General features: G+C 41.8%; 23 protein-coding genes. 13 read left to right on the top strand and 10 right to left on the bottom strand.

Annotated elements, in window-relative coordinates; genetic code table 11:
* The 10 genes from cobA (at position 1) to ACFEL9_RS20480 (ending at position 13,073) form a co-directional block, all read left to right on the top strand.
* Positions 1-804 carry a uroporphyrinogen-III C-methyltransferase gene (cobA, locus tag ACFEL9_RS20525; protein ID WP_385894122.1) on the top strand — a complete coding sequence of 268 codons (804 nt, stop codon included), beginning with the start codon at positions 1-3 and terminating at the stop codon, positions 802-804.
* A 9-nt stretch (positions 805-813) separates the two neighbouring features.
* On the top strand, positions 814-2,532 hold the full coding sequence (locus tag ACFEL9_RS20520) for a diflavin oxidoreductase (RefSeq protein WP_385894120.1): 1,719 nt from the start codon (positions 814-816) through the stop codon (positions 2,530-2,532).
* A gap of 40 nt (positions 2,533-2,572) precedes the next feature.
* Positions 2,573-4,240 (top strand): assimilatory sulfite reductase (NADPH) hemoprotein subunit, encoded by a 1,668-nt coding sequence (gene cysI / locus ACFEL9_RS20515; protein ID WP_385894118.1) that lies wholly within the window; start codon positions 2,573-2,575, stop codon positions 4,238-4,240.
* Positions 4,230-4,910, top strand: a complete 681-nt coding sequence (locus tag ACFEL9_RS20510; protein WP_385894116.1) for a DUF2490 domain-containing protein — start codon at positions 4,230-4,232, stop codon at positions 4,908-4,910. Before cysI ends, ACFEL9_RS20510 begins: the two co-directional genes overlap by 11 nt.
* Positions 4,907-6,433: a TSUP family transporter gene (locus ACFEL9_RS20505; RefSeq protein ID WP_385894115.1), complete on the top strand. Its 1,527-nt coding sequence runs from the start codon at positions 4,907-4,909 to the stop codon at positions 6,431-6,433. The genes ACFEL9_RS20510 and ACFEL9_RS20505 overlap by 4 nt, the downstream gene beginning before the upstream one ends.
* A 223-nt stretch (positions 6,434-6,656) precedes the next feature.
* Positions 6,657-9,662 carry a TonB-dependent receptor domain-containing protein gene (locus ACFEL9_RS20500; RefSeq protein WP_385894113.1) on the top strand — a complete coding sequence of 1,002 codons (3,006 nt, stop codon included), beginning with the start codon at positions 6,657-6,659 and terminating at the stop codon, positions 9,660-9,662.
* Positions 9,663-9,994: 332 nt separating this feature from the next.
* The gene (locus ACFEL9_RS20495; RefSeq protein WP_385894111.1) at positions 9,995-10,252 is read left to right on the top strand and encodes a porin family protein; all 258 of its coding nucleotides are present in this window, start codon (positions 9,995-9,997) and stop codon (positions 10,250-10,252) included.
* 67 nt (positions 10,253-10,319) lie between these two features.
* On the top strand, positions 10,320-11,234 hold the full coding sequence (locus tag ACFEL9_RS20490; protein ID WP_385894109.1) for an aldo/keto reductase: 915 nt from the start codon (positions 10,320-10,322) through the stop codon (positions 11,232-11,234).
* 93 nt (positions 11,235-11,327) lie between these two features.
* Complete coding sequence (locus ACFEL9_RS20485; protein WP_385894107.1) at positions 11,328-12,500, top strand: trans-sulfuration enzyme family protein; 1,173 nt, start codon at positions 11,328-11,330, stop codon at positions 12,498-12,500.
* Positions 12,501-12,683: 183 nt separating this feature from the next.
* Positions 12,684-13,073: a hypothetical protein gene (locus ACFEL9_RS20480; protein ID WP_385894105.1), complete on the top strand. Its 390-nt coding sequence runs from the start codon at positions 12,684-12,686 to the stop codon at positions 13,071-13,073.
* 45 nt (positions 13,074-13,118) lie between these two features.
* On the opposite strand, the gene ACFEL9_RS20475 is transcribed toward ACFEL9_RS20480, so the two are convergent.
* The 5 genes from ACFEL9_RS20475 to rlmN form a co-directional block, all read right to left on the bottom strand.
* Complete coding sequence (locus tag ACFEL9_RS20475) at positions 13,119-13,898, bottom strand: RMD1 family protein (protein ID WP_385894103.1); 780 nt, start codon at positions 13,896-13,898, stop codon at positions 13,119-13,121.
* Between the two features lie 71 nt (positions 13,899-13,969).
* Positions 13,970-14,701, bottom strand: a complete 732-nt coding sequence (locus tag ACFEL9_RS20470) for an RluA family pseudouridine synthase (RefSeq protein ID WP_385894101.1) — start codon at positions 14,699-14,701, stop codon at positions 13,970-13,972.
* A 60-nt stretch (positions 14,702-14,761) separates the two neighbouring features.
* A complete protein-coding gene (locus ACFEL9_RS20465; protein WP_385894099.1) occupies positions 14,762-15,790 on the bottom strand; it encodes a pseudouridine synthase in 1,029 nt (342 codons plus the stop codon).
* Positions 15,791-15,892: 102 nt separating this feature from the next.
* On the bottom strand, positions 15,893-16,525 hold the full coding sequence (locus ACFEL9_RS20460; RefSeq protein ID WP_385894097.1) for a DUF4890 domain-containing protein: 633 nt from the start codon (positions 16,523-16,525) through the stop codon (positions 15,893-15,895).
* A gap of 196 nt (positions 16,526-16,721) precedes the next feature.
* Positions 16,722-17,786 (bottom strand): dual-specificity RNA methyltransferase RlmN, encoded by a 1,065-nt coding sequence (gene rlmN, locus ACFEL9_RS20455; RefSeq protein ID WP_385894095.1) that lies wholly within the window; start codon positions 17,784-17,786, stop codon positions 16,722-16,724.
* Between the two features lie 203 nt (positions 17,787-17,989).
* Here rlmN and ACFEL9_RS20450 point away from each other — a divergent pair, with 203 nt between their 5' ends.
* From ACFEL9_RS20450 to ACFEL9_RS20440, 3 genes are all read left to right on the top strand, one after another.
* Positions 17,990-19,186: a thiolase family protein gene (locus tag ACFEL9_RS20450; RefSeq protein WP_385894093.1), complete on the top strand. Its 1,197-nt coding sequence runs from the start codon at positions 17,990-17,992 to the stop codon at positions 19,184-19,186.
* Between the two features lie 59 nt (positions 19,187-19,245).
* Positions 19,246-19,614 carry a DUF3471 domain-containing protein gene (locus ACFEL9_RS20445; RefSeq protein WP_385894091.1) on the top strand — a complete coding sequence of 123 codons (369 nt, stop codon included), beginning with the start codon at positions 19,246-19,248 and terminating at the stop codon, positions 19,612-19,614.
* A gap of 95 nt (positions 19,615-19,709) precedes the next feature.
* The gene (locus ACFEL9_RS20440) at positions 19,710-20,216 is read left to right on the top strand and encodes a DinB family protein (RefSeq protein WP_385894089.1); all 507 of its coding nucleotides are present in this window, start codon (positions 19,710-19,712) and stop codon (positions 20,214-20,216) included.
* A gap of 5 nt (positions 20,217-20,221) precedes the next feature.
* Here ACFEL9_RS20440 and ACFEL9_RS20435 read toward each other — a convergent pair whose 3' ends face one another.
* The 5 genes from ACFEL9_RS20435 to ACFEL9_RS20415 all read right to left on the bottom strand — a co-directional run bounded on the left by ACFEL9_RS20435 (position 20,222) and on the right by ACFEL9_RS20415 (position 25,952).
* Positions 20,222-21,418, bottom strand: a complete 1,197-nt coding sequence (locus ACFEL9_RS20435) for an ABC transporter permease (protein WP_385894087.1) — start codon at positions 21,416-21,418, stop codon at positions 20,222-20,224.
* Between the two features lie 201 nt (positions 21,419-21,619).
* Positions 21,620-22,261 carry an ATP-binding cassette domain-containing protein gene (locus ACFEL9_RS20430; protein ID WP_385894085.1) on the bottom strand — a complete coding sequence of 214 codons (642 nt, stop codon included), beginning with the start codon at positions 22,259-22,261 and terminating at the stop codon, positions 21,620-21,622.
* Between the two features lie 77 nt (positions 22,262-22,338).
* Positions 22,339-24,018, bottom strand: a complete 1,680-nt coding sequence (locus ACFEL9_RS20425) for a DUF4836 family protein (protein WP_385894083.1) — start codon at positions 24,016-24,018, stop codon at positions 22,339-22,341.
* Positions 24,019-24,048: 30 nt separating this feature from the next.
* A complete protein-coding gene (hisS, locus tag ACFEL9_RS20420; protein WP_385894081.1) occupies positions 24,049-25,425 on the bottom strand; it encodes a histidine--tRNA ligase in 1,377 nt (458 codons plus the stop codon).
* Positions 25,426-25,433: 8 nt separating this feature from the next.
* Positions 25,434-25,952, bottom strand: coding sequence for a low molecular weight protein-tyrosine-phosphatase (locus tag ACFEL9_RS20415; protein WP_385894079.1), 519 nt, complete (start codon positions 25,950-25,952; stop codon positions 25,434-25,436).
* Between the last annotated feature and the right edge of the window lie 205 nt (positions 25,953-26,157).

Raw genomic sequence — 26,157 nt, 5'->3', positions numbered from 1 at the left:
ATGAACAAGGAACAATCAACTGGAAAAGTGATCATCGCAGGCGCCGGTCCTGGTGATGTGGAGTTGATTACCGTTAAACTTCAGAAAAAATTGGCTGAAGCTGATGTAATACTGGCTGACAGGCTCGTAAATCCCGAGATCATTGATTTATATGCCCGCAAAGATGTATTGGCGTTGATGACAGGCAAACAGGGTTATCATGATGGATCGGTGGCGCAGGAAGACATTAATAAGTTGTTGGTGAATCACGCAAAGAATGGTAAAACCGTGTTGCGGTTGAAGGGTGGCGATGTAGCTTTTTTCAGTAATGTGCTGGATGAACTGATGGCCTTGCAGGAGAATGATGTGCCGTACGAAATTATTCCGGGCATCACTGCTGCTTCGGGTGCTTCTGCTTATGCGGGAATTCCGCTTACCGCAAGAGGTTATGCAAAGGCTGTGCAGTTTATCACCTTTAATCCATGCAGCCATTATAGTCCTGAGAAATGGAAAACATGGGCTAACACCCAGGACACATTAGTATTCTACATGGGAGCCAGGAATCTTTTTAATTTATCCGAACTGTTGTTGCGTTATTCAAAAAAGCCATTTACGCCATTAGCAGTGATCGAGCAGGCGACGACGGAGCATCAACGTGTTCATATTTCAACTTTAACAAACTGTGTAATAGATTTTGCCAATATAAAATTCAGTTCTCCTTCACTGGTAATTGTCGGTGATGTGGTGATGTTGCACAACGACTCTAAGTGGTTTGCAGCAGGAAAAGAAGGATCTGTTTTTAATCAATTGGTTACCGTAAAATGATAAGCTGCTATGCTGGGAGAAGTAAAACTAAAACAACTACACGAACTGATTGATAGCTATTCAAAGGAAGAGCTTATCTGGATCAATGGATATTTGTCTGGTATCGTAGCCAATGGCAAGACACATGCTACGCCCCAGGCAAATGGGCATGAAGCGAAGCCTGTGGCTACAAAAAAAGTCACCCTTGCTTTTGGTACCGAAACAGGCAATGCAAAAAGATTGTCGGCACATCTGGCAGCCGTGGCTAAGAAAAAGGGAGTAAATGCAAAGCTGGTTGGATTGGATCAATACCGCCTTACAGATTTACCAAAAGAAGATTATTTTTTTGTGGTGATCAGTACACAAGGCGAAGGTGAGCCTCCTATCCCTGCTAAGAAATTTTATGATCATATTCATGAAGCGACCCTTGATCTTTCTCATCTTAAATATAGTGTCCTGGCGCTGGGTGATACATCTTACCCCATGTTTTGCAAAACGGGTGAAGATGTGGATGCACAGTTCGGCAAGTTTGGGGCTAAAAGAGTAGTGCCGCTGCAGAAATGTGATGTGGATTATGAAGAAGATGCCCAGCAATGGTTCGATAAAGTGTTGGCAATTTTAAATGAACAACCGGCCGCTGCGCCTGCATCGGTGGCTGTGCCTTCAACTGCAAAAAAACCAGCCGGGAAAAAATATTATAATGGAACCATATTGGCCAACATCAACCTGAACGACCGTGGTTCCAATAAGAAAACTTATCATATCGAAATAGGAACAGACGAACCTATTGAGTATGAACCGGGTGATACCATCGGCATCATTCCCCGCAACAGGGAAGATGTAGTAAACAGGATCATTTCATTGACTGGCATAGATGAAACGCTTGTCGTTGAAGCAACCAAAGCAAAAGCAACGGTAAAGGAATTGCTTTCTCAGCATCTCAATGTCTGCTACCTGCTTACATCTACGATCAAAAAATATGCGGCCATTATACAGCAGGAAATTCCGGATACAAGAATGGACCTTGTTGATTTATTGCGCATTTACCCGGTAAAAGATGCGACGCAATTCCTGGAAGTGATCAAGATATTGATGCCGATTGCGCCAAGATTATATTCTATCGCTTCATCACCAAATGGACACGGCAATACCGAAGTGCATATCACGGTCGCAAGAGATCGTTTCCTGGCACTGGATGAACAGCGGTATGGGCTATGCAGCGAGTTTCTGGGCGATCAGCCTGTTAACTCATCCCTGACTTTTTATGTACATAAGGATAAGAATTTCAAATTACCAGCTCCTGAAAAGGATATTATCATGATTGGACCTGGTACGGGTGCAGCGCCTTTCAGGTCATTTTTAGCTGAGCGGGATGCGACGGGTGCATCTGGAAGAAACTGGTTTTTCTTCGGCGAACAGCACTTTATCACAGATTTTTTATACCAGACCGAAATTCAGAATTATGTGGAGACCGGGGTGTTACACAACTTAGACTTGGCATTCTCGAGAGATCAAAAGGAAAAAATTTATGTACAACATCGGATGTTGGAAAAGGCTGAGGAACTTTATCAGTGGATTGACAACGGAGCGTCTGTTTACATCAGTGGTACAAAAGACCCGATGAGCAAAGATGTTGAACATGCTCTATTACAGATAATAGGCGAGCAGGGTAAGAAAAGCGGCGACGAAGCAAAAAAGTATTTAGAGCAATTGAAGAAGGAAGGCAGGTTTGAAAAAGATGTGTATTAAAAGGAAGATTTCCCAATTCCAAAAATTTTAAAAGAAGTAAATGAGCGATAAAACTAACTTATCACCGGTTGAAAGAATAAAGACAGCGAGTAAAGGCCTTCGCGGTACTTTGAAGGAAAGTCTTACCGATGCTATAACCGGTGCATTGCGTGAAGATGATCAATCCCTGATCAAATTTCACGGTATGTACCAGCAGGATGATCGTGACAGGAGGGAGGAGAGAAGTGCGAAGAAGCTGGAATGGCTTTATTCGTATATGATCCGGCTGCGCCTCCCGGGTGGATTTCTCACACCTCAACAATGGATAGGCTTGCATCATATCGCCGGCGAACATTCGACTGGCACCATAAAAATTACGACAAGACAAACGGTTCAATTACATGGCATCCTGAAATCGCATATCAGGCCTACTATACAATCGTTTAATACACTGCATCTCGATTCTATCGCTGCCTGTGGTGATGTAAACCGCAATGTAACCTGCAGTGCACACCCAAAGGAATCAGCAATTCATGAGGAGGTGTTTAAATATGCAGATAAAATCAGCACATTGGCTCTTCCGAAAACAAGAGCGTATTATGAAGTATGGTTGAATGAAGAAAAAATTGCCGACAGGAATGAAGAGGATCCGCTATACCAGGAAAGATATTTACCGCGGAAATTTAAGATAGGGATCGCTATCCCGCCCAATAATGATGTCGATGTATTGACCAATGATCTTGGCCTGATCGCCATTATTGAAAATGATAAACTCATCGGGTTCAATATTGCTGCCGGCGGTGGCCTTAGTGCTACACACGGCAATCCTCATACTTATCCGAGACTCGCTTCTGTATTAGGTTTTGTTGATACAGAAAACGTGTTGAAGGCAGTATATGAGGTTATGACCATACAAAGAGACCATGGTAACAGGAGTGATCGAAAACTGGCTCGCTTGAAGTATACTATTGACAGGTTTGGAGTGGATGGATTCAGGGAAGAGTTGGAAAAGCGTTGTGGATTTAAGCTGGAACCGACAAAGCCGTACGAGTTCACTTCAAGAAAGGATCATTATGGCTGGCGCCAAAATCATGAAGGAAATTGGTTCTATACTGTATTCGTTGAAAATGGAAGAGTATTAGACGATGAAAAGGCGCCGCTGAAAACTGCGTTGCTTGAAGTGGCAAAAACCGGAAAAGCAAACTTCCGTTTTACCGGCAATCAAAATGTGATCATCAGTGACGTAGCCGAAAAAGATAAAAGGACAATCGAAGATATTTTGAACCAGTTTGGAATCATTGAACATACTGATAAGGCTGGTGTGTTAAGAAAAAATGCCATTGCCTGTGTGGCTTTTAATACTTGTCCCCTGGCATTGGCCGAGGCTCAACGTTATTTACCAACCTTAATTGATAAGATTGAGCCGCTACTCGAAAAATATTCCTTGCAAAACGAAGAAATTGTTTTGCGAATGACGGGATGTCCAAATGGCTGCGGACGTTCTCCTGCCGCCGAGATAGGCTTTGTGGGAACAGCGTATGGGCATTATAATTTGCATATTGGTGGTGACAGGCTGGGTGAAAGATTGAACAAGGTCTATAAGGACCATTTGAATGAGGGCCAAATACTGGAGACATTGGATGAACTATTAGGAGTATATGCGGCCGAAAGAAAGAGCGGGGAAACATTTGGTGATTTTTCATACCGCAAGTGGATACATGCCAATTAGTAAATTGACCATATCGGCTTCGTTTTTATTAGTAATGACTGGTGCGAAGGCTCAGTCAGCGGTTAATAAGCATATAAGTTGGTGGCCTGCTTACTACTTGAAATATTCCATCAACAAAAGGTGGTTGCTAAACACAGATGTACAGGCGAGAAATTTTGCAAACCACCCCCTGGTAGGGCTGGTAGCCGTTCGAACCGGCGTACATTATCAGTTGAGCAGGCAGTGGATAGTTGGAGGGGGTGTTGCCTGGTTTCATCAAAAGCAGATTGAGGCATTGGGGAAAAAGACAGTAAATGATGAACTGAGACTCTGGGAAGAGGTGCGTCATGAAGTTAAATTTAAGAAGTGGCAATTAACCAATCAGTTCAGGACCGAGCAACGGCATTGGACAAGCCAGGATGGAGTGGCTTTTCGTTTTCGGTACAAGTTAGCAGCAGACCATATATTTACAGAGAAATGGAAAGGTTTAATTGGAAATGAATTGATGTGGCAAAGCAGTAAGACGAAAGACGACTGGGATCAATACCGGATTTGGGTGGGAGGTGAGTATGCCTTTACTTCAAAAAACCAGGTTCAATTAGTACTGATGAATTGGCGACAGTTCAGTAGCCATACCTGGCAACCTGTTGTCAGGGTCAATTTTGTACAAGCAATTAATCGAGCTTTATGAGTGAATCGTTGGAAAAAATAAAAGCAACAGCTATGGAAAAGCATGATTCATCAGGACCTGCCACTAATCATTTGTTCCCGGTTTTTTTGAAGCTGGAAGATCTGAGAGTTTTGCTGGTTGGCGCAGGTAAAGTGGGATTAGAAAAACTAACAAGCTTATTAACGAATTCTCCTTCGACTTCGGTACATATCGTGGCAACGGAAGTTTCAGAGGCAGTAAAAAAACTAGCTGCATCACATAGCAACGTAGTAATTGAAAAAAGAAGTTTTCACCCGGTTGACCTTGTTGAGAAAGACCTGGTTATTATTGCCATCAACGATAAAGAAGAAAGTTTACGCATTCGCCAGCAGGCAAAGGAAAAAAAATTACTCGTTAATGTTGCCGATACTCCTGAGCAATGCGATTTTTATTTAAGCAGTATCGTACAAAAAGGAAATCTGAAAATAGCTATATCGACAAACGGTAAGTCGCCAACTATTGCTAAACGGGTAAAAGAAGTTTTGCATGACGCCATACCCGCTGAACTCGATGAAGCTATTGAGAATATTCATAAGGTTCGCAACAAGCTAAACGGCAATTTTGAGTATAAAGTAAAAAAGCTGAATTCACTCACTAGGGTGTTGGTTGAAAAAGACAATGCGTATAAGGAGCGGAGGTGGAGAAAGATTGCTACTTATTCATTGCTGGGCTTTGCGTTAATGCTGGTGGGGCACTTTATTTTTTCATACTTGCCTTTTCAGACTATAGCAGATGATACAGTAGCCTGGTATAATACATTGGATAAAAACTTTCCGTTGATGTTGCTGGCCGGTTTCCTGGCGCAATTAGTTGATGGTGCCCTCGGAATGGGCTATGGTGTTACCAGTGCCACAATCATGCTATCTGCGGGTGTTAATCCTGCAGCCATCAGCGGCAGCATCCACACAGCAGAAATGTTTGCAAGTGGAGCTTCTGGTTATAGTCACTATAAATTCGGAAATGTCAATAAAAAATTATTCAAAGCATTATTGATACCCGGGGTCATCGGGGCAATCTTAGGAGCGATCCTGCTAACGCAGCTTGGTCAAACGCATATTGAATACCTGCGTCCAATCATGGCAGCCTATACATTGTTCCTGGGTGTACGCATCTTAGTGACTGCTTTTCGCAAGCAGCAACAACAAAAAAAGTTTAAACGATACGGCTTATTAGCGGGCGCCGGTGGGTTTTTGGATTCATTTGGCGGCGGCGGATGGGGACCTATTGTTACTACCACCCTGATCACAAAAGGAAGAAGCCCCAAATATGTGATAGGATCTGTTAGCCTTACAGAATTTTTTGTAACACTGGCAAGTGCCTTTACATTTTTTACATTGCTGGGCGTTAGTCATTGGCAAGCTATTCTTGGATTAGTGGTCGGTGGATTAATTGCAGCTCCAATCGCAGCGAAACTTACCGGAAGATTGCCCCGTAAAACATCCTTTATTTTATTGGGCGCATTGGTTATTTTCTGGAGCATGAAAATATTGGTTAAAATATTTTAAGAAGGAAAATAAAAATATTAGTCTACAAGTTTTGTAGACAATATATTTTTCCCTTATGTTTGCGAAACATTTATGAAATCAACATTCGGTTATCAATCTTGCTTGCCTTCTTGTTTATTCCGGCGATGTTGTGCCGGCTAGTTTTTAGTATAGAAGAAAAATTTTTTTGCATTTTTAATCTACTAAATTAGTAGACTAATAAATTATTGAACAAACCAGGATTATGCAATTAAAGCAAATATTTATAAGGAGCCTTACCGTTATCTTTCAAAACACAAAAACAAAAGGAGCAAATCAGGCTAAATTTGTTCTCCTAATATTATTCCTTATTTCAGGCATCAATTCATTTGGACAAGATGCCACGCTGATTGAAGTATCCGGAAAAGTAACTAATCAGGAAAGCCAGGAACCGTTGGCTGATGTGAGCGTACAGGTAAAAGGTACTATTGCCGGCACGGTTACTAATAATACGGGCAGCTTCACGTTGCGTACCACAACAAAACTACCCTTCACACTTTTATTTTCGTCCATCGGGTTTCAGCCGCAGGAGCTCGAAGTAAAAAGCCTTGGGTCGGGTTTGCAGGTGGCTCTTGCCACGCAAACAGTATTGGGCAATGAAGTTGTGGTGACAGCTTCCCGTGTATCTGAAAGTATTTTAAAATCTCCTGTAGCCGTAGAAAAATTAGATATCCGTGCTATCCGGGAAACACCCGCTGCCTCTTTCTACGATGCATTGGGTAATGTGAAAGGCGTTCAGTTAACAACATCTTCAATTACGTTTAAAGTGCCCAATACCCGCGGATTTAATATCCCCAATAATTTCCGTTTTATGCAATTGGTGGACGGCATCGATATGCAGGCGGCAACATTGGGTGTGCCTTTAGGGAATGCTATTGGTCCTACAGAATTGGATGTGCAGAGTGTTGAGATAACCCCCGGTGCTGCTTCAGCTTTATATGGAATGAATGCCATTAACGGACTGGCCAATCTTATCACAAAGAGTCCATTTACATCTCAGGGACTTAGTATTTTTCAGCGTACAGGTGTCAACCATATTGATGGCGCCGACCATGATCCCGGCATTTTAACAGAAACAGCTATCCGCTATGCGAAAGCGTTTAAAGACCGATTTGCATTCAAGATCAATGCAGGTTATTTAAGGGCGACCGATTGGATATCGGATACAAGATTGGATCAAAATCCCAACAGCAGGAATACCGCCAATCCTGCATATCCTTCTTTGGATGGAACGAATAATATAGCCTTTGATGGTTGGAATAAATATGGTGATGATGCCCTGCAACTGAGCAACACGGTATCTGTTACGGGGTTGACCATTGATGGCGTTGATAACAGAACGTTGACAGTAGCAAGAACCGGGTATTGGGAAAAGGACCTCGTTGATCCAACAGTCGATAACCTGAAATTCGATGCTGCCCTGCACTACCGGATCAATCCAAAGACGGAATTGTCTTATTCCTATCGCATTGGTAAGATGGATGGTGTTTTTCAGCGGGGGAATAAAGTGAAGCTGGATAACGTGATTGTTCAAAATCACCAGGTAGAATTAAAAGGAAGCAGTTATACTATCAAAGCCTATATGTCTAAAGAAAACACCGGCGATTCGTACAATGTAAAACCTTTGGCTGATAATCTTGATCTTTACTCAGGCGGCAGTGGCAGTGCATGGAATACAAAGTTTAAAGCAGCACTCAATGAATATGCAGCCAATAATGGTGGTGCACTTACCTCGGCCAATCTTGCTGGAGCTACGGCCTATGCCCGCCAGCGGGCAGATGCAGGCCGGGTGGAGCCGGGGACAGCAAGGTTCAATAATGTAAAAGATTCCATCGTTAAAATCAATAACTGGGACATTAAATCAAGCCTGATTCCTGGTGCGCCTGTAACAGGAGGGGCGGCATTAGTGCAAAAAAGTAATATCTACCATGTCGAAGGTCAGTGGGATCTTAGCCAATACACTAAATATTTTGACCTTTTAGCAGGTGGTGATTACCGGGTGTATGAGTTAATACCCGACGGAAACAACTTTGTTGATTTCAAACGACCTATTGCTGAAAGAAACACCCCTTTAAAAGATGGAACCTTTGGTGATAATACGTATTATAAAAAATTGGGAGGATTTGTACAGGTTACAAAAAAGTTGCTGGGAGATAAGCTTAAGTTAACCGGTTCACTAAGGGCAGACCATAATCCTGAATTCAAAACCCAGTTTACACCCCGGCTGGCGGCAGTTTATACTTTGGCAGGAAAACATAACATCCGTACTACTTTTCAAAAAGGATATCGCTTCCCGGCCCTTTTTGAAGCATTATCCTACGTAAACAATGGCCGGGTGAAAAGAGTGGGCATTTTACCGGTTATCAATGATGGCTTGGGTTTCCGTGAAAATAGTTACACCCAATCTTCGGTGGCTGCATTCAATGCCGCTGTAAAAGCAGCGGGCAATTCTGATTCGGCCGCGTTAGCAAACCGGTCATTGCTGCAAGTGGCCAACCTTCCGGATGGCCGTCCTGAAGGCATCAACTCTTTCGAGATTGGTTATAAGAGCATTTTATTTAACAACAAACTATTTATCGACTTTGATGCTTATGCCAATATTTATGATGGTTTTCTTGGCCAGGTGCAGGTATATGTTCCCAAGGACGAAACAGTAGGTTCTGATGCTGCAGTGATAGCGATGATAGACAGAAACCGCGATGCCACAACCGCCAGTAATGGTAATGCAGCCAGTAAAGGACAGGATCGCTACCGGGTGTATACCAATGCTAAAAACAAGTATACCACCTATGGGTCATCACTGGGTGTTACTTATAATTTCTATAAAACTTTTACTATATCCGGTAATGTTAATTACAATAAGATAAAAGGAAATGCGACGCCGGATTTATTTGTAACCGGGTTCAATACGCCGGAATGGACTACCAATTTATCTATTGGCAACAGGGCTATCACAAAAAATCTTGGCTTCAATATCGTTTGGAAATGGCAGGATAGTTTTTTGTGGGAAAGTCCGTTGGTGACTGGTGCTATTGCAGCCATTAATAATGTTGATGCCCAGATTACTTATAAAATTCCTTCGGCAAAATCGACTATTAAGTTTGGTGGCACCAATATTTTCAACACCAGGCATATCCAATATGCAGGTGGGCCAACCATTGGCGCTTTGTATTACGCTGCTATCACCGTTGACGGCTTATTGAATAGGTAAGCCAATTATTTCTTTGTGTATTTCTTCTTTCTATAGCAAACATTAACTAGAGAAGGCGTCCCGATTCTTCGGGATGCCATTTTAGATCACCCGCCAACTGGCGGACTAATGGTTAGGTATAGGTCTGCAAAACCTTTCATGTCGGTTTGAATCCGACCGCGGCGTCGATTACACTGAACCTGATGAAGGGATTGTGCTCGTGGGTTTACAAACACTTTAAGTAAATGACTATGTCGGCTGTAGTACTATTATCGTTTCTTGCGTCGCACGTTCAGGGTTCAGCTCGCTCCGCACCTTGTGCCGGAAAATTTTTTCCTCCATGAATTGTATTAATGAATGCAGTCATAAACTCTTTTTCCTATTCCCAGGTGTTATCATCAGTAATAAGAGCAAAGCTATTTCGGAAAAAAATAGTCAGTAATTATTTTGACCAAAATCGTTTTTTTGTGGGCTTTGCTTATCATGTAAACTGGTATGATAACTCCCAGTTTGGTTATATGAGCATCTTTCAGCAACTGGCTGCCTGTAATCGCTATCGCGGTAATCATGCGGCAAGGCTGTTTTATTTTCATAATCTCAACTTGCGATAACAGACTTTCAGTCTTGTTACTTCAATATGGCTTAATTGCAATAATTTTATTGCTACAAATAGCAATTATGGAAAAAATTTATCTCAGCGATTCGGGTCCTAAAGTTTCACCGGCCGTTTATGGCTTTTGGCGCTGGGAAGATACCAGCGCTACCGGGGTCCATACAATGGAAAAGATCGTTAACCTGTGCCTGGAACTTGGTATCAATACATTTGATCATGCCGATACATATGGTGGTTACCAGTGTGAAGAATTGTTCGGCAATATAATGCGGCAAAAATCTTTCAAGCGGGAAGATGTCGTGTTGTTCACCAAGTGTGGGGTAAATATCCCGCACCCCAATCGACCCGAAATAAGAGTAAAGTATTATGACACTTCAGCGGCACATATTCTCAAAAGCGTGGAGAACTCACTGCAAAAATTAAAGACGGAGTATATCGATATTTTCCTGCTTGATCAACTGGATCCTTTGTCCAACCTGGAAGAAACTGCCCTGACGTTGGAAAGATTAAGAACATCCGGTAAGATCAGGAATATTGGAGTAGCCAATTTTTCTGTTTTCCAACACCAGCTTTTAGCTTCTTATTTAAGAGCACCGATTGTAACCAACCATATCGAATTAAACCTGCTCAACACAACCGCATTGGATAATGGCCAGATCGATTATATCAAACAACGATATATGCGTCCCCTGGCGGCTGCGCCCCTTGCCGGAGGCAGAATTGAGAATGGCACTGATCCGTTAGCCGTTAGAGTGCATTACAAATTGGGCGAGATCGGCAAAAAATATAATGCCAATGTCGAATCAATTGCAGTAGCCTGGTTAATAAAATTGGGTGCTTTGCCATTGATCGGCACACTCAATGAGCAACGCATCCGGAACATCGTCAACGCTTTTGATATCAACCTGGACCAGCAGGATTGGTACGATCTCTATAATACTTCCCGGGAAGAAATACATAAAGTAGAATTTGCAGAGTAAACCGGTAATTATATTGTCATAAGCTAGTATACCAGCGGCCATTTTGGATTTGGCACTTATCTTTGCACTCCAATTTTAAATGATTAGTAGCTTATGTCGCAACATCCGGAAACAAGAGCCATCCGACTTCAAACCGAACGAACCAACCAGAAGGAGCATGCTACTCCTTTGTTTCTGACCAGCAGCTTTACTTATGATTCAGCGGAAGAAATGGGTGCTGCTTTTGCAGATGATACATTAGATGTAAATATCTATTCCCGGTTTTCAAACCCTACGGTTGATGAATTCATTGCGAAGGTGGCAGCCTTGGAAGGCGCAGAGGATGGCGTGGCTACCGGTACAGGCATGGCTGCGATCTTCTCTACTTTCATGACCTTCCTGTCAAAAGGTGATCATATCATTTCAGCATCAGCGGTATTTGGCTCCACGCATACCATACTTACTAAGTATTTACCCAAATGGGGGATTGAATATTCCTATTTTGATATGACGAAGCCGGACACTATCGAAGAGTTGATAAAGCCAACAACAAAAATGTTGTATGTCGAAACTCCTTCCAACCCCGGGCTTGATATTATCGATATTGAGAAAGTGGCAGACTTATGCAAACAACATAATATCTTGTTCGTGGTAGACAATTGTTTTGCCACACCTGCTGTGCAGCAGCCAATGCAATATGGCGCTGATCTTGTGCTGCATTCCGCTACCAAATTTATAGATGGACAAGGAAGGGTATTAGGCGGTGTTGTAGTCGGTACAAAAGAGTTGATCAAACAATTGTATTTATTCATTCGTAATACAGGACCATCCATGAGTCCTTTCAATGCCTGGGTATTGACCAAAAGCCTGGAGACTTTATTTATACGAATGGAAAAGCATGCTTCCAACGCACTGTATCTTGCCAGGGCTTTGCAAAATCATGTAAAGCTTGGTTGGGTCAAATATCCTTTTCTTCCTGATCATCCCCAATATGAGATCGCCAAAAAACAAATGGCCAATGGTGGCGGCATTCTCACATTTGAAATAAAAGGCGGTGTGGAAAGCGGAAGAAAATTTTTAAACGCTTTGCAAATGCTTTCGATGACCAACAATCTTGGTGATAGCAGAAGTATTGCATCACATCCCGCTTCCACTACACATTCCAAATTAACGGAAGAAGAGAGAAATACTGTGGGCATTACCCCCGGCCTCATTCGTATTTCTGTAGGATTAGAACATCCCGATGATATTTTAAATGATATTTTGCAGGCATTGGAGAAATGTTAGTGTGAATGGTGAAACGTAAAAAGTACAAGTGAATTTGGGATGCACCAAAGTCACAACTCATTATTCATAATTCATTGTGTTAAGTTTTCCTTTCTCTTTTGTAAACTAAACTTATTCTTTGCATTATGTTGAGATAATATGCCGCATTTAGCTTTGCGTCATCATTAATCAAAAACCTCAACTATGCAAACGAAGTTCATTTTTATTATCGCGCTATTCGTTTCGGCGTCCGCTTTTTCTCAGCAATCGTATTACTCAGTTACTACCAATGACAAAAAACTGCCTGGGAAAGACGCAACTCTTAATATGTCAATTATTCCTGACGAGGTGGCCACAGCATTCAACCTCTTTGTTCAAAATGAGAAAGGAAGGAAGGTACAGTTGCAAATAAGTCACCACGAATATGGCTTGCTGGTAGATACTGTCTTTGAAACTATAGATTACAAATGCCGGTACAATTTTGACCAGGTTGCAGATGGTTATTACGAAATAACGTTGATCAGCGGCAAGCAACGGCTCACCAAAAATATTGAGATCAATACCGTAACAAGAAGAAGCCTGGTGGTGAGATAAACCTGCCGTTTTGTTTTATCCTGGCTCAACTTCGGTTGAGCTTTTTTATGGCCATATTTTTTCAAAGAAAAAATGAGCGACTTCGATAGCGATGAGTATAATAATGATCCATTCAAGAAAAACACTATTGCGATATTGCAATATGTCTCTGAATAATTCCAGGTTTTCTTTTACAATTTCTAAGCCATCCGACACACCACGAAATCTTTCAGTGAGATCAAAGTTACGCTTCAATTCGATGTGTAATTTATCCAGCCGCTCATTTTCCCAGGTTTCCGGTGGGGAATCGAAAATGTAGAGATGTTGGGATATCCTGTTTTTAAGTAATAAAGTCTTGCCAATATACTTTTTCAGGTTGCGTCCTGAAATAGCGAGCCGTCCCTTTTTTTCGAGCAACAGGGTATGATAGTTAGTATCCTCCAGGAGTGTGCTGGCTTGTTGTGAATAATAATCCAGGGCAACTGATTGGGCTACTGTTAGCATGATCATGCGCAGCGCTTCCGGCTCGGCTGATACTATTTCAATTTTATTATAGCTGATCTTTCTCTCTTTTACACCGGTCTCCACGATGAACTCATCGCTCAGGAATTCGGTAAACAGGTTCTTGCAAAAAGGTTCTATAAACGAGAGAAACGAATTGGTGGCATTGGCGTCGTAGTTTAAAAAACTAATTACCCCGTATTTAAAAATAGCGACATACTGTTCCGGGTTGATGCTATAAAAAAGTTCATCCGCATCGCTGTACTCCAGCTCTTCATTAAAAGCCGATTTCAGACTTTTTAAGTCAATGCTATCGGCAACCTGGTAAGAGACTACTTTAAACATAAAATATGCTGTTCAAAGATAGCAATACCTGAATTGCAAAGGGAGATCGTCGGATTAGGAAGATGTGAAATCTATTTTTGTTTGTTCTTTTTCCATTTACCAAGCTGTTGTAAGGTTGCCCGCATATCCTTATGTAGTTCGGCTTCCAATTTTATTGGTTCACCATTAGGTTTGGAAAAGCTTAAGCGGCTGGCATGAAGCGCAAGCCGGTTTAAAAGTGGCCTTTCTTCCAGTTCATTCTTTGAAAGTTTGAATTTGCTTTTTAGGGAGGATAATAACAGGGGTTTTCCATCGCCATATAACTCGTCGCAGACAATCGGGTGACCCAGGTCTTTCATATGCACTCTTATCTGGTGTGTCCGCCCTGTATGTATCCGGAACTGCATCCATGAGTAACTGCCAAAATTTTCCAATACTTCATAGTCAGTAACAGAGGGTTTTCCCCTTCGATTAATAAGCATCACTCCGCGGGTCACCATGTTTTCAGCAATGGGCAGATCGATTGTTCCTTTTTCATTGGCAGGGTGTCCGATCACAAGCCCAACGTAGATTTTTTCTGTTTTTCTTTCTTCAAATTGCAGGGAAAGATGCCGGTGAGCCACCTCATTTTTTGCAAACACAATAAGACCGCTGGTGTCTTTATCGAGACGGTGAACGGTGAACACTTTTTCATATTTGTCCTGCAGCATGTCTTTTAGTGAGGGGTCTTTCCCCTCGCGGTCAGGAATAGATAACAATCCTGAAGGCTTGTTCAATGCAATGACATCATCGTCCTCAAATATCAGCAGATCGGCCAGTTTCATGTAAATAGATTCGTTATACAGGTGTTTGTTGTAGTGTGAGCTAAATAGAAGAGGTAGTGATTATTTGCCTTTGCCAAAATGTTTTAAGTCCCTCACTTCTTTTTCCGTCAGGAAGCGCCATTTGCCCCGCTCCACATTTTTCTTGGTGAGGCCGGCAAATATTACCCTGTCAAGATTTTTTACATCATAACCTAATGATTCAAAGATGCGTCGAACAATGCGGTTGCGGCCGCTATGTATTTCAACACCAATTTGTGTTTTGTCTTTTATATCGGCATAAGCCAGCACATCCACACTGGCCGGACCGTCTTCCAGTGTAACGCCGTTCAGGATCTTTTCGAAATCTTTTTTCTCAAGTGGTTTGTTAAGCGTAACATGATAAACCTTTTTTATCTGGTTGCTGGGATGGGTTAGCTTTTGCGACAATTCGCCATCATTGGTCAGCAACAGAACACCGGAAGTATTTCTGTCCAACCGTCCTACAGGATAAATTCTTTCTGTTATGGCATTACCAATAATATCCAACACTGTTTTTCTTCCTTGTGGATCATCAGTGGTAGTGATATAATCTTTGGGTTTATTCAATAAAATATAAACGAGGTTTTTTGAAACAAATACTCTTTTGCCATTTATCCTGATATCGTCTTGCGCTGTTACTTTATGTCCCGGTTCTGTAATGACGACTTTATTCACCTTCACCCTTCCCTGCTTCACAATTTCGGCAGCCTCTCGTCGTGCCGCCACGCCACTGTGGGCAAGAAATTTGTTGAGCGGCATAAGAGTTGCCAGTTGCCGGTCGCCTGTTGCCAGTTGATTCCTGTTTATTACTTCCGGTCTCTGACTTCTGACTTCCGTTTTTTGACTTCTCACTTCTTCCCTTTGACCTTTCACTTTTGATTTTTGACCAGTCACTTGCGATCTCTGACGTCCAGTTTCCAACTTCTGTTTCCTTGCCTCAGCTCTTTTCTGTTCAAAATACTCTTCTCTTTCTTTTTTTATTTTTCTTTTTTCTTGTTTAAACTGCTCTTTAATGGCGGCATTGCTTTTCTTTTTCGCAAACTTGTCAAACGGGGTCGATTTTTTTTTCATGTTGAGAATAATTTGCTGTTTTGCAACAGTAGATGAGCCGCAAAGATAACTAAAAAGCCCGCCGATAATCAGCGGGCCCTCAGTTCACTCATCACACCGTCCTTAAACGATCTTTCTGCGATGGGGTCTTTGCTTCTTTTGCTCTTCCCATTTTTTCAATTGTTCTTCTGTCAATATAGACTTCATTTCTTCCCGTTGCTTTTTTATCAATTCTTTTGCCTGCTCTTTTTTAACATCATCAGTCAGTGAGCCGTTTTCACGGATTGCTTTTAATTGAGAAGCCAGGGCTTCGCGGTTGGTTTTTAACTTGGCAGCTTGTTCATCAGTAAGGCCAAGTTCAGTTTTCATTTTCTCACTTCTCTCTTTTGCCCGCTGCTCGATTTTTACTTTTCTTTCTTGTCTTGATTTTTCCAATTGTGCTTTTTGATCATCCGTGAGAATGCTTTGCATTTTTGCACGGTGGTCTTTGCGTTGTGCCTCCATTTTGGCTTTCCATTCCTTTACCGTGATATTATCGTTTTTCTTCAGTTCTTCCATTTGCCTGCGGTTCTCTTCACGTAGGGCGTTGAATTTTGCTTTTTGATCTTCCGTAAGATTCAGATTTTTAAACTCATCACCGTGATGATGTCTTTTCATCATATGTTGTTTTGCCGGCTCACGGTCTTTGATCTCCTGCGCCTGCGATGCTGCTACAACCAATGCGGCAGCCATTATACTTAAGAGTATCTTCTTCATAATTTTCTTTTTGTTTTAGATGCCGGTTGAATGCATAAACTTCCGGCGGGGTTTGTTAAAGTTTTTTTTCAATTAACAGACCATTGTCGGTTGCCGGGGTTTAACCGAAGTATGAAATCATTCGTAGATGGTTGATATCACTGATAAACGGCTGTGATAGCAATCAATTCGGATTGTGGAAATTTGCAAAGCTCTTTTAGGGGTTTGGGGCTTCTTCCTTGTTGGCCAACTGGCCGCAAGCTGCATCAATATCTTTTCCACGGCTGCGGCGAAGACGGGCATTGACTCCGTGTTTGCCAAGATAATACATAAATGCCTCCACTTTATCTTCATCGGGCTTTTCAAATTTTGCCGCATCAATTGGATTGTATTCAATCAGGTTGACAAGATCGGCGGGAACCTGGCGATAAATCCTGATCAGTTCGTCGGCATCCTTCAGCGAGTCATTAAAATCTTTGAAAAGAATGTATTCAAAGGTGATCTCATTTTTAGTTTGCTTGTAAAAATAGTTGAGTGCCTCAATAAGCGATTTGATATTGTTAGTATCGTTGATCGGCATGATTTCATGGCGTTTTTCATCAGTAGCAGCATGCAGGGATAAAGCAAGCTTGAATTTAACTTTATCATCACCTAATTGCTTTATCATTTTTGCCACACCGGCTGTTGAAACAGTGATTCGTTTGGGGCTCATGGCCAGGCCATCTGCAGCGGTGATTCGTTCAATTGATTTTAATACATTTTTATAATTTAATAAAGGCTCACCCATGCCCATATAAACAATGTTGCTTAGCTTTTTTCCATATTCTTTCTCACAGAGTTGATTCAGTAAGGCCACTTCATCATATATCTCGTCAAACTCAAGGTTGCGTTTGCGATCCATATAGCCCGTAGCGCAAAACTTACAACTAAGGCTGCAACCGATTTGGGACGATACACACGCCGTGTATCGACCAGATACGGTTGGGATTAACACACCTTCCACAAAATGACCATCATGCGTTTTGAAGCGAAGTTTGAAAGTACCGTCTTCCGAATGTTGCGTATGATCAATTTGTAAAGCAGGCAGGTTAAACTCAGTGGCCAGCTTTTGGCGCAAATCTTTTGAAAGATTCGTCATTTCATCAAAACTGCGAACCGGTTTTAACCAAAGCCAGTCATACACCTGTTTGGCCCTGAATTTCTTTTCGCCAAATGAGGCGAAATACTCTTCCATATCTTTCAGGCTTAAATGGCGGATGTTGCGTTGTGCGGCTTTTAACATGCTGCAAAGATAGTCACAGGGAATAGCAAAACAGGCCGACTTCTTATATCAAAATAAGCATTCCTGTATTAAACAATTTTGTATAAAACATTTTTGTTTAATATTTGCCGTATTAAGGCTAAGTCACTGGTTCGAAAATTCCTGAAGTAATTTTATATTTCGCTAAGTATAAATTTTTTAATTGCCAATTTTGAGATCAGTTTATGAAAACGGCTTATGTTATTGATGTTATAAGAACACCGATTGGAAAATATGGTGGGGCATTAGCCAATTCCAGGCCTGATGACCTGCTGGCCAATGTGATCATTGCGTTGTTGCAGCGCCACGAATCCATTGATGTGACAGCAATTGAAGAAGTGATTGCCGGTGCGGCCAACCAGGCTGGTGAGGACAATCGAAATGTGGCGAGAATGGCGGCACTGCTGGCAGGACTGCCAGTGAGTGTAGCTGGTTCAACAGTAAATCGGTTGTGTGCTTCAGGTTTGCAGGCCATCATGGATGCATCAAGGCAGGTGATGTGTGGTGATGCCGAGCTGATCATTGCCGGTGGCGTGGAAAGTATGACGAGAGCCCCTTTTGTCATGGCAAAATCAGCAACGCCTTTTTCAAGAAGTCATGAAATGTATGATACCACATTAGGCTGGCGCTTTGTCAATAAGAAACTGGCGGGTATGTATCATCCTTATAGCATGGGTGAAACGGCGGAGAATGTGGCAAAACAATGGAACATTTCACGGGAGGAGCAGGATGTTTTTGCGCTTCAGTCGCAGGAAAAATATTTTGCCGCACGGGAAGCAAAAAAATGGGATGATGAACTGACAGCCGTGGAATTGTATAATAATGGGCTGGTGAGTTGGATGGTTGATGATGAGTTTCCCCGGCAAACTTCGCTGGAGAAGCTGGCAGGACTAAAACCAGCTTTTGTAAAGGATGGTACGGTTACCGCAGGCAATTCCTCGGGCATCAATGACGGGGCGGCCGCGATGTTGCTCGCCAGTGAAGAAGCTCTGAAGAAATATGAGCTGAGGCCGATGGCGAAAATTGTTTCGATGGCTGTGGCAGGGGTAGATCCTGCTATCATGGGCATTGGTCCGGTACCGGCAACAAAAAAAGCATTGCAGCGGGCTGGGTTAAAAATAAGCGATCTTGATTTAGTTGAATTGAACGAAGCATTTGCCTCGCAATCCATCGCCTGTATCCGTGAGCTCGGATTGAATAATGAAAAAGTTAATGTAAACGGCGGTGCTATTGCTATTGGTCATCCATTAGGATGTAGTGGTGTACGTATTTCCGCTACCTTATTACATGAAATGAAAAGAAGAAATTCCAGGTATGGGCTGGCTACCATGTGCATTGGAGTAGGCCAGGGAGCTGCTGTTATCTATGAAGGAGTTGAATAAGTATAAGTATTAGTAACTTTTGTCAAACATATTCATAACACCAGCTAAAACACTACACCATGCGGAAATTTCTTCTCTTATTTTTTGTATTGTCAGGGTCAATTATTGCCAATGCCCAACAAGCTCCGACAACTCCTGCTGCTGATTCATTAAAGGAATACACAGGCAAATATGTTTTTCCGGATGGAAGCGAAGTGCCGGAAATAAAAGTCGCTTTGGAAAACGGCGTTTTAATGGGGAGTTCATCACAAGGTAGTTCGGAATTGAAGCCGATGGAAAAAGATGTCTTTGAAGTGGTAGCCTATTCAGGAATGGCTACTTTTAAACGGGATGAAAAAGGAAAAATAAACGGACTCTATGTAGAAGTCGGCAATTTGATTCTCGATGGAAAGAAAGTGGAAGAACAAGTTCCGTCGCCGGACAAATGATAAGAAAGAAACATTTTAAATATCGAATGATAAGGGGTGAACCGTTCACCCTTTTTTGGTTGGTTTTTCTTGACCCGGCAAGTTAATTTTGTCGCATGAGTTTTAAAACGAGTTGGCAAACCGCCGGTTTTTTTGCGGAAGAAACGAATATTGATGACGCCATGAATCGGCTTAGTCATCACATTGAAGGTATGGATAGAATCTATGCGACATTTTCTCCTGAACAATTATTACAGAAACCAGCACCGGGTAAATGGTCAAAGCAGGAAATACTAGGTCACCTGGTTGATTCTGCCATCAACAACCTGAAGCGATTTACGGAGATCCAGTTTTTGCCACAGCCTTACCAGGTTGTTTCTTACCGGCAAAACGATTTGGTAGCCGTGAATGCTTATCAACAGCTTCCATTGCAGCATCTGCTTGATTTGTGGAAGGCATTGAATCAACAGATCATCTATGTCGTTAAAAATATTCCCGCTGAAAAATTAAACTACGCTGTTGATCCGAAGTATGACAATAAGGAACTTAAAACATTGGGTTGGATCATTTGTGACTACGTGGCTCACCTCGAGCATCATTTAGCTCAGATAAAGCCTGGTTAACTTTTCTAATAAAGTTTGTACAAAAGTCTTTTTACCAACCTGTAATTAGTTACCAGCGAAAGGAAGATCAATACCAGGGCGGTAATCAATACTACCCAATGCAATGGCGTAGACAGTTCCGTCCTATTATACATCACCAATTGATGAAAGGCCCATTGCATTAATTGTGTAATGGTTAACGCTATCAATACGATCAGCATGTAAACTGGTATAAACTGGCGGGCCACTTTTTTACTGAGCCACCCCGGTGAATAGCCTAATGTCAGCAACAGTTGCAGACTGTCTTTGCTGCGGGCAATCACCAATTGCAGATAAAATGAAAAAAGCATCAGGGCTAGCACAATTACCAGTAAGCCAAATACAGCCAGACCAGTAAAGATGCCCTGGAAAACCTGTTTCATGCGGCCGAATTTTGTTTTATCCTTATTGATCTTATAATTTTTTTGATCCAAAAAATTCAAGAGATCCGTACTATTTGCATCTTTTGTTTTTATATAAAGCCGCGATGCATGATCTGACTTTCTGCCTTTGAAAGTAAGATTAGCCCAGTCCAAAAATGTTTTTGGAACCAATACGGAATTGATCCTGTCGCTGAATGCCACTATCTGTCCCTGGAAAGTTTGTTCAAGGCTGCCATCGCCATGGCAGGTGATATAAACCGGGATGCCTGTTGCAGTTTCTTGTGACACCTGCGGCAGGTTATAACTGGGTCCAAATACATTGAAGATTTCCAGGAAATCGGAGGAAATGATAATAGGAATTTTTGTTTGACCCGGCTGCCATTGAAAGGAGGGAGGTACCGTATCCAAAAAGCTATTTTCGATGGTTTCTAAAAAAAGATTGGTTCTGAACGGCAATACGCCAGCGGCGCTTAATTCTACCTGGAACTGGTTGGCCTCAAGCGGAGCCACATCTTCCAGGAATGGTTTTGATTTTAACTCAGCGATATCAGCTGCCTGGAAAAGATTTTTGTCCGCCTGTCCCATCGTTTCATTGGTGACAGTTTTGGTAATGGAAATAAAATCGAACCCATCTTTCCGGATCGAGCCTTCTTTCAGCATTTGCTGAATATTAATATACATTTGAATGGAACACAGTAAAAGCAATACGCCGATGCCCAATCCAATATAAGAGAACCAACGGGATAAGGCATTGGTTCCTGTTTGTAAAAGTGGCCTTATAGGTTTGAACGATAAATTCATTTTGTTTGTTTTTAACCTCACCCTCTTTTCCCTCTCCCTGGAGAGGGACGGTGCTGCATATCTTTCCTAATCTTAATAACTACCACATTGGTTTCATATCTCTACTCTGCATTTTCGAAGAGTATTATTCAATCAATCTCTCCGAAAAGCGAGGGTTGTGTGTTGGTGGCCCCCTCCCTGGGAGGAGGTCGGGAGGAGGCCTTATAAATGAAGCAACCTCGTGTAGGGATAAAAATCAATTCTTTCCAAATCTGCAAAAATAATAGCAGCATTTCTTGCCCTTGCTTCTTCAAGCATCAGTACCATCGCTTTTTGAGCATTGTTATCATCCAAGTGACTAAATGGCTCGTCCAGTAATAAAAACTCAAATGGCTGCAATAATGAACGGATAATAGCAATACGCTGCTGTTCGCCATAAGAGCAGGTGTTACAGGTGCTGTTCAGCTTATCTTCTATACCTAACCTGTTCGCCATTTCTTTTATCTTCTCAGGCGGATGAAATGGATTCAACTGGCGTTTTATTTCCAGGTTTTCCAGTACTGTTTGTGCCGGAAAGAGGCGCAAATCCTGGAAAACAATGCTGAGATGATCTTTCCGGTGATGAGCAAGATCTTCTGCTGAAAAATTACGGATCGGTTTATTGCTATAGCTGATCGTACCGTTATAATCATTTCGCATGCCATAGAGGAAATTCATGAGTGACGATTTTCCACTTCCCGATGGCGCAACAATTTTTATCCATTCTCCTTTATCAAATACAAGTTCCTTGCCCCAAACCTCCGACAATTGTGTCCTGCTTTGCTCAAAATAAGCAGGGAGCAGGTTATTTATTTGTAATTGCATAAAAAGACATTGCTCTAAATAATAAAGGTTACAGTGTGTCATTGCTGTAACCTTGTAATTTATTCTAAAGAATTTAATTAAGGATTGACCTGGGCGGTTGTATCCACCACGGCAGGTGCTTCCATCATAAAGCCTTTGTACCTGTTCTTTTTTTCTTCGTTGATCTTGTACATGGTGTTAATGTACTGGTTCAGCTGCTTCAGACTGTTAACGTTTTTGTCAACAAGATTTACCGTCATCTCGAATTCCAACCCATCGTCCTTGTATTCGCCGCCTGTGGCAATAATATCCTGCCACATATTGTAAGACGCCGTCATGGCAGATTTAGCGCTGCTATCTGATACCGAAGTTTCGCCTGTTTTTATTATTTTTTGAATGTCAACATAAAAACCAAATGGATGACCACCGATCTTGTCTGCTACCACATTTTTGTTAGTTGTGCCGCCAAGGAATGTGTTCATGTGTTCAGGAGAGTTGCTGGCAGCAAACCAATTATTGTCAAGTTTGTAGTGAATCTCTGGGGAATTAGCTGATTTCATTCCCTTGGTTTGCTCTATTACCACACCAATCAGTTTATCAAAAGCGGCTTTATCATTGACAGAAGTAGCAAACAAAACTTTCATGTCAGGTTCGGTTTTGGTGTATTTATAAGGTTCTTGTCCTTCGCCCATTTCCATTGAAACTTCTTTTGTTTTCATTTCCAGATCGGAAACAGCCAGCAGGACCTCGCCTTTGTTTGCCTTAATAAATTCTTCTACGCTATAGCCGGCACGGCCCAGAAAGCCATTAACGACACCATCGAAACCAGTTATTCTTAAAAATTCTTTTAAAGCGGCCGGTTGATAGTTCATCGCAAAAACACCCACCACATTTTGTGAAGGGATGCGATTTAATACATCCCCGCTAAGAGGCTTGGGTGGGTAGTCCGACATCAGTTTGCTGATCTCTTTACCATAATAACTCTTCGATTTCATCGCAATTTTGCCGTTGTCGAAATTCAGTGACATAGCCGACACATTATTTTCGAGCAGCGAGTTGAATTTCATCATGGACAGCATACCACCTAATGTGTTGCCGTACAATCCAGACGCATTCATCCATAAATGCATATCGCTGCCATCCTTGATCATTGAGGCAAAGCGGGAATCATTGTCGAGGTTATCGTCGGACTTAAGCGTCAATGCGGTTTTTGCAAAAAGTTTGAGACTGTCTTCAGGAAATTTATACATTTCAAACCTGCTTTGGCTGTTAAAGCCTTGTTGCATGTCCGGCAAAGGTGAATCTGCCAGGTAAGCAAATTTAGAGCTGTTCCAGGCAAGCAGACCCGATTTATCCGACACCATATAATTAATGTCGCCATCCTTGGTGCGTGTAGCTTTTCCTTTGCTGATTTCTTTATTAAATGCCTCGAATGCTGCTGCATCTTTTATGGCTCCTTCAAAAACGATATAGCCTCCACGTCCCTGGCGTTTCATATAAAAAACAAGGTCAGCTTTCGTATCAATGCCTGACTGACCGGGATCTTTCAATAATTTTTGTGCAGTGCTATCAGTTGCTTCTTTTGACATTTCTTTGAACCAATCTGTTTGGCTGATCTCATCCCAGCTAAGTTTGGAAGAAAGTGAAGCACTGTTGATATGTACCACGAGAGCTGCGTCTTTTGGAACCAGCAAACCGGTTTTACCACCTTTTTTACAGGATGCTGCAAATAATAAGGCAGAAATGGATAATACAAGGAATAATGGTTTTTGTCTCATTGCATTTGATTGTTTTGATTTTATAGGAGGTCAAATAAAGGAAAAATTAATAAGATCGGCAACAGGTAGTGTTGTTTGTTCGCCAGTTCTAAGGTTTTTAATGTTACAATTATTTTCTGCAAGCTCTTTACTTCCAATGATAATTATATATGGAATATTTTTCTTTTCCGCATATTTAAACTGCTTGTCAAATTTAGTCGTTTCATGAAATAGTTCGCAGCGAGTGTTATTATTTCTTAGCCGCTGCACCAGTTCAAATGCTTTCCTGCTTTCCGCTTCGCCCAAATTAAAAAATAAAACCTGTGTGCCTGTGTGCACTTCCGTTGGAAAAAGATTCAATTCTTCCATCACATCATAAATACGGTCGACACCAAATGAGATGCCTACGCCGGGAATATTGGGAACACCAAACAAACCGGTAAGATCATCATATCTGCCACCGCCGCCGATACTTCCCATTTGCACGTTATTCGCTTTTATCTCGAAAATAATTCCGGTATAATAATTCAATCCTCTTGCAAGGGTGAAGTCAATAGTGATGAGGGATTGGGGAGTAGGGATTGGGAAATAGGAAAGGATGTATTCAATTTCTTCGATTCCTTTTTTGGCCAGTGAGTTATTAGCAAGTAAGTTTTTTATCTGCGCCAGTTTTTCACCATTATCACCGCTAATGCTCAAATATTTTTCGATAATGGCAATTTGTGGATCATTTAATCCTTTTCCCTTCAATTCTTCTTTTACTTTTTCCAAACCGATCTTATCGAGTTTGTCAATGGCAATGGTAATATCAATCAATTTATCAGCGCCACCACATTGTTCAGCCAGTGCCGCCAATATTTTTCGACTATTAATTTTTATTTCGACCGGTATGCCGAGTTGTTGAAAAACGGTGGTATAAATATTTGTCAGTTCTACTTCATTCAACAAAGAGTTGCTGCCGACAACGTCTGCATCACATTGATAAAACTCCCGGTAGCGGCCCTTCTGCGGTCTGTCGGCCCGCCATACTGGTTGTATTTGGTAACGCTTAAACGGCATGGTGAGCTGCCCATAATTCATGGCTACATAGCGGGCAAAGGGAATAGTGAGATCATATTTCAGTGCCCGTTCAGTCAGGTTTTTATCATTTTTGCCTTCCAATACTTTTTCAAATGCTGTTTTGGCTTTGTCAATATTTTTTGGGTCGTTAAGACCGTTGTTAAGAATCTTGAAAATTAATTTATCGCCTTCTTCTCCATATTTTCCCATTAATGTTTCCAGGTTTTCCATGGCTGGTGTTTCCAACGGTTGGAAGCCGTATAGTTCAAAAACATTTTTTATCGTATTCAGAATATAATTGCGTTTGCGTACGACCTCGGGGCCAAAATCCCGGGTGCCTTGTGGTAAACCAACTGTAACTTTTGCCATTAATAAGATTATTTCAATTTGAAAGGTGTTTTCAAAGCCCCTTTAGGGCCTGCCTGTCCGGTAGGCAGGGTTGGGGTATATTTTTCGATGATGCGGGTGCATACTTCGTCTATCATTTTATATACTTCGTGATAACCCGGCTCCGGTCCATACCAGGGATCGGGTACATCCAGGTTTTTGCCCGGGAAAATTTCATTCATCAGCAAATCCACTTTTTTCGGGTCATATTTGTTTTCGGCGATGCGCTGAATGTCATCCAGTACATCGCCTGCCAGGGCATAAATTTTATCATATGCATCAAAATCGGCTGGCACAAACCTGCGGGCACGTTGCCTGCTGATGTCAAGTCCATTCAGCTTTGCAACCTTTTGCGATAAATGGTGCGGAGCTTCGCCAATATGATAACTATTTGTTCCGGCACTCTCAACGCTCCAGTTTAAGCCGGCCTCAAAGGCCTTTTGCTGTAAAATACCTTCGGCCAACGGGCTCCGGCAAATATTGCCTAAACAAACCATTAAGATTTTCATCCTGCAAATATAACCACAGCTTATCAGGTCTCCATTGCTTTACCAACCTTCCAGGAGTTTATGGATTTAAATAACAGAATGCATCTCATTTATCCATTTATATAAAATAGACTTGCATGAAAATGCCGGGATAAACCACCCAACTTGCGAATTGAGTCTGTTGTTCAACAACTTTTTATCGGGGCAATCAACAAAAATGTAATAA

The organism is Terrimonas alba, from assembly GCF_042434975.1.
GTDB lineage: Bacteria > Bacteroidota > Bacteroidia > Chitinophagales > Chitinophagaceae > Terrimonas_B > Terrimonas_B alba.
The sequence above is the reverse complement of the archived record's forward strand: the minus strand, read 5'-3'. Positions and strand labels throughout refer to the sequence as shown.

Bases quoted from the DNA above. Each gene is read 5' to 3' on its own strand.
- cobA (WP_385894122.1), top strand. From the start codon at position 1: ATGAACAAGGAACAATCAACTGGAAAAGTGATCATCGCAGGCGCCGGT.
- ACFEL9_RS20520 (WP_385894120.1), top strand. From the start codon at position 814: ATGCTGGGAGAAGTAAAACTAAAACAACTACACGAACTGATTGATAGC.
- cysI (WP_385894118.1), top strand. From the start codon at position 2,573: ATGAGCGATAAAACTAACTTATCACCGGTTGAAAGAATAAAGACAGCG.
- ACFEL9_RS20510 (WP_385894116.1), top strand. From the start codon at position 4,230: ATGCCAATTAGTAAATTGACCATATCGGCTTCGTTTTTATTAGTAATG.
- ACFEL9_RS20505 (WP_385894115.1), top strand. From the start codon at position 4,907: ATGAGTGAATCGTTGGAAAAAATAAAAGCAACAGCTATGGAAAAGCAT.
- ACFEL9_RS20500 (WP_385894113.1), top strand. From the start codon at position 6,657: ATGCAATTAAAGCAAATATTTATAAGGAGCCTTACCGTTATCTTTCAA.
- ACFEL9_RS20495 (WP_385894111.1), top strand. From the start codon at position 9,995: ATGAATGCAGTCATAAACTCTTTTTCCTATTCCCAGGTGTTATCATCA.
- ACFEL9_RS20490 (WP_385894109.1), top strand. From the start codon at position 10,320: ATGGAAAAAATTTATCTCAGCGATTCGGGTCCTAAAGTTTCACCGGCC.
- ACFEL9_RS20485 (WP_385894107.1), top strand. From the start codon at position 11,328: ATGTCGCAACATCCGGAAACAAGAGCCATCCGACTTCAAACCGAACGA.
- ACFEL9_RS20480 (WP_385894105.1), top strand. From the start codon at position 12,684: ATGCAAACGAAGTTCATTTTTATTATCGCGCTATTCGTTTCGGCGTCC.
- ACFEL9_RS20475 (WP_385894103.1), bottom strand. From the start codon at position 13,898: ATGTTTAAAGTAGTCTCTTACCAGGTTGCCGATAGCATTGACTTAAAA.
- ACFEL9_RS20470 (WP_385894101.1), bottom strand. From the start codon at position 14,701: ATGAAACTGGCCGATCTGCTGATATTTGAGGACGATGATGTCATTGCA.
- ACFEL9_RS20465 (WP_385894099.1), bottom strand. From the start codon at position 15,790: ATGAAAAAAAAATCGACCCCGTTTGACAAGTTTGCGAAAAAGAAAAGC.
- ACFEL9_RS20460 (WP_385894097.1), bottom strand. From the start codon at position 16,525: ATGAAGAAGATACTCTTAAGTATAATGGCTGCCGCATTGGTTGTAGCA.
- rlmN (WP_385894095.1), bottom strand. From the start codon at position 17,786: ATGTTAAAAGCCGCACAACGCAACATCCGCCATTTAAGCCTGAAAGAT.
- ACFEL9_RS20450 (WP_385894093.1), top strand. From the start codon at position 17,990: ATGAAAACGGCTTATGTTATTGATGTTATAAGAACACCGATTGGAAAA.
- ACFEL9_RS20445 (WP_385894091.1), top strand. From the start codon at position 19,246: ATGCGGAAATTTCTTCTCTTATTTTTTGTATTGTCAGGGTCAATTATT.
- ACFEL9_RS20440 (WP_385894089.1), top strand. From the start codon at position 19,710: ATGAGTTTTAAAACGAGTTGGCAAACCGCCGGTTTTTTTGCGGAAGAA.
- ACFEL9_RS20435 (WP_385894087.1), bottom strand. From the start codon at position 21,418: ATGAATTTATCGTTCAAACCTATAAGGCCACTTTTACAAACAGGAACC.
- ACFEL9_RS20430 (WP_385894085.1), bottom strand. From the start codon at position 22,261: ATGCAATTACAAATAAATAACCTGCTCCCTGCTTATTTTGAGCAAAGC.
- ACFEL9_RS20425 (WP_385894083.1), bottom strand. From the start codon at position 24,018: ATGAGACAAAAACCATTATTCCTTGTATTATCCATTTCTGCCTTATTA.
- hisS (WP_385894081.1), bottom strand. From the start codon at position 25,425: ATGGCAAAAGTTACAGTTGGTTTACCACAAGGCACCCGGGATTTTGGC.
- ACFEL9_RS20415 (WP_385894079.1), bottom strand. From the start codon at position 25,952: ATGAAAATCTTAATGGTTTGTTTAGGCAATATTTGCCGGAGCCCGTTG.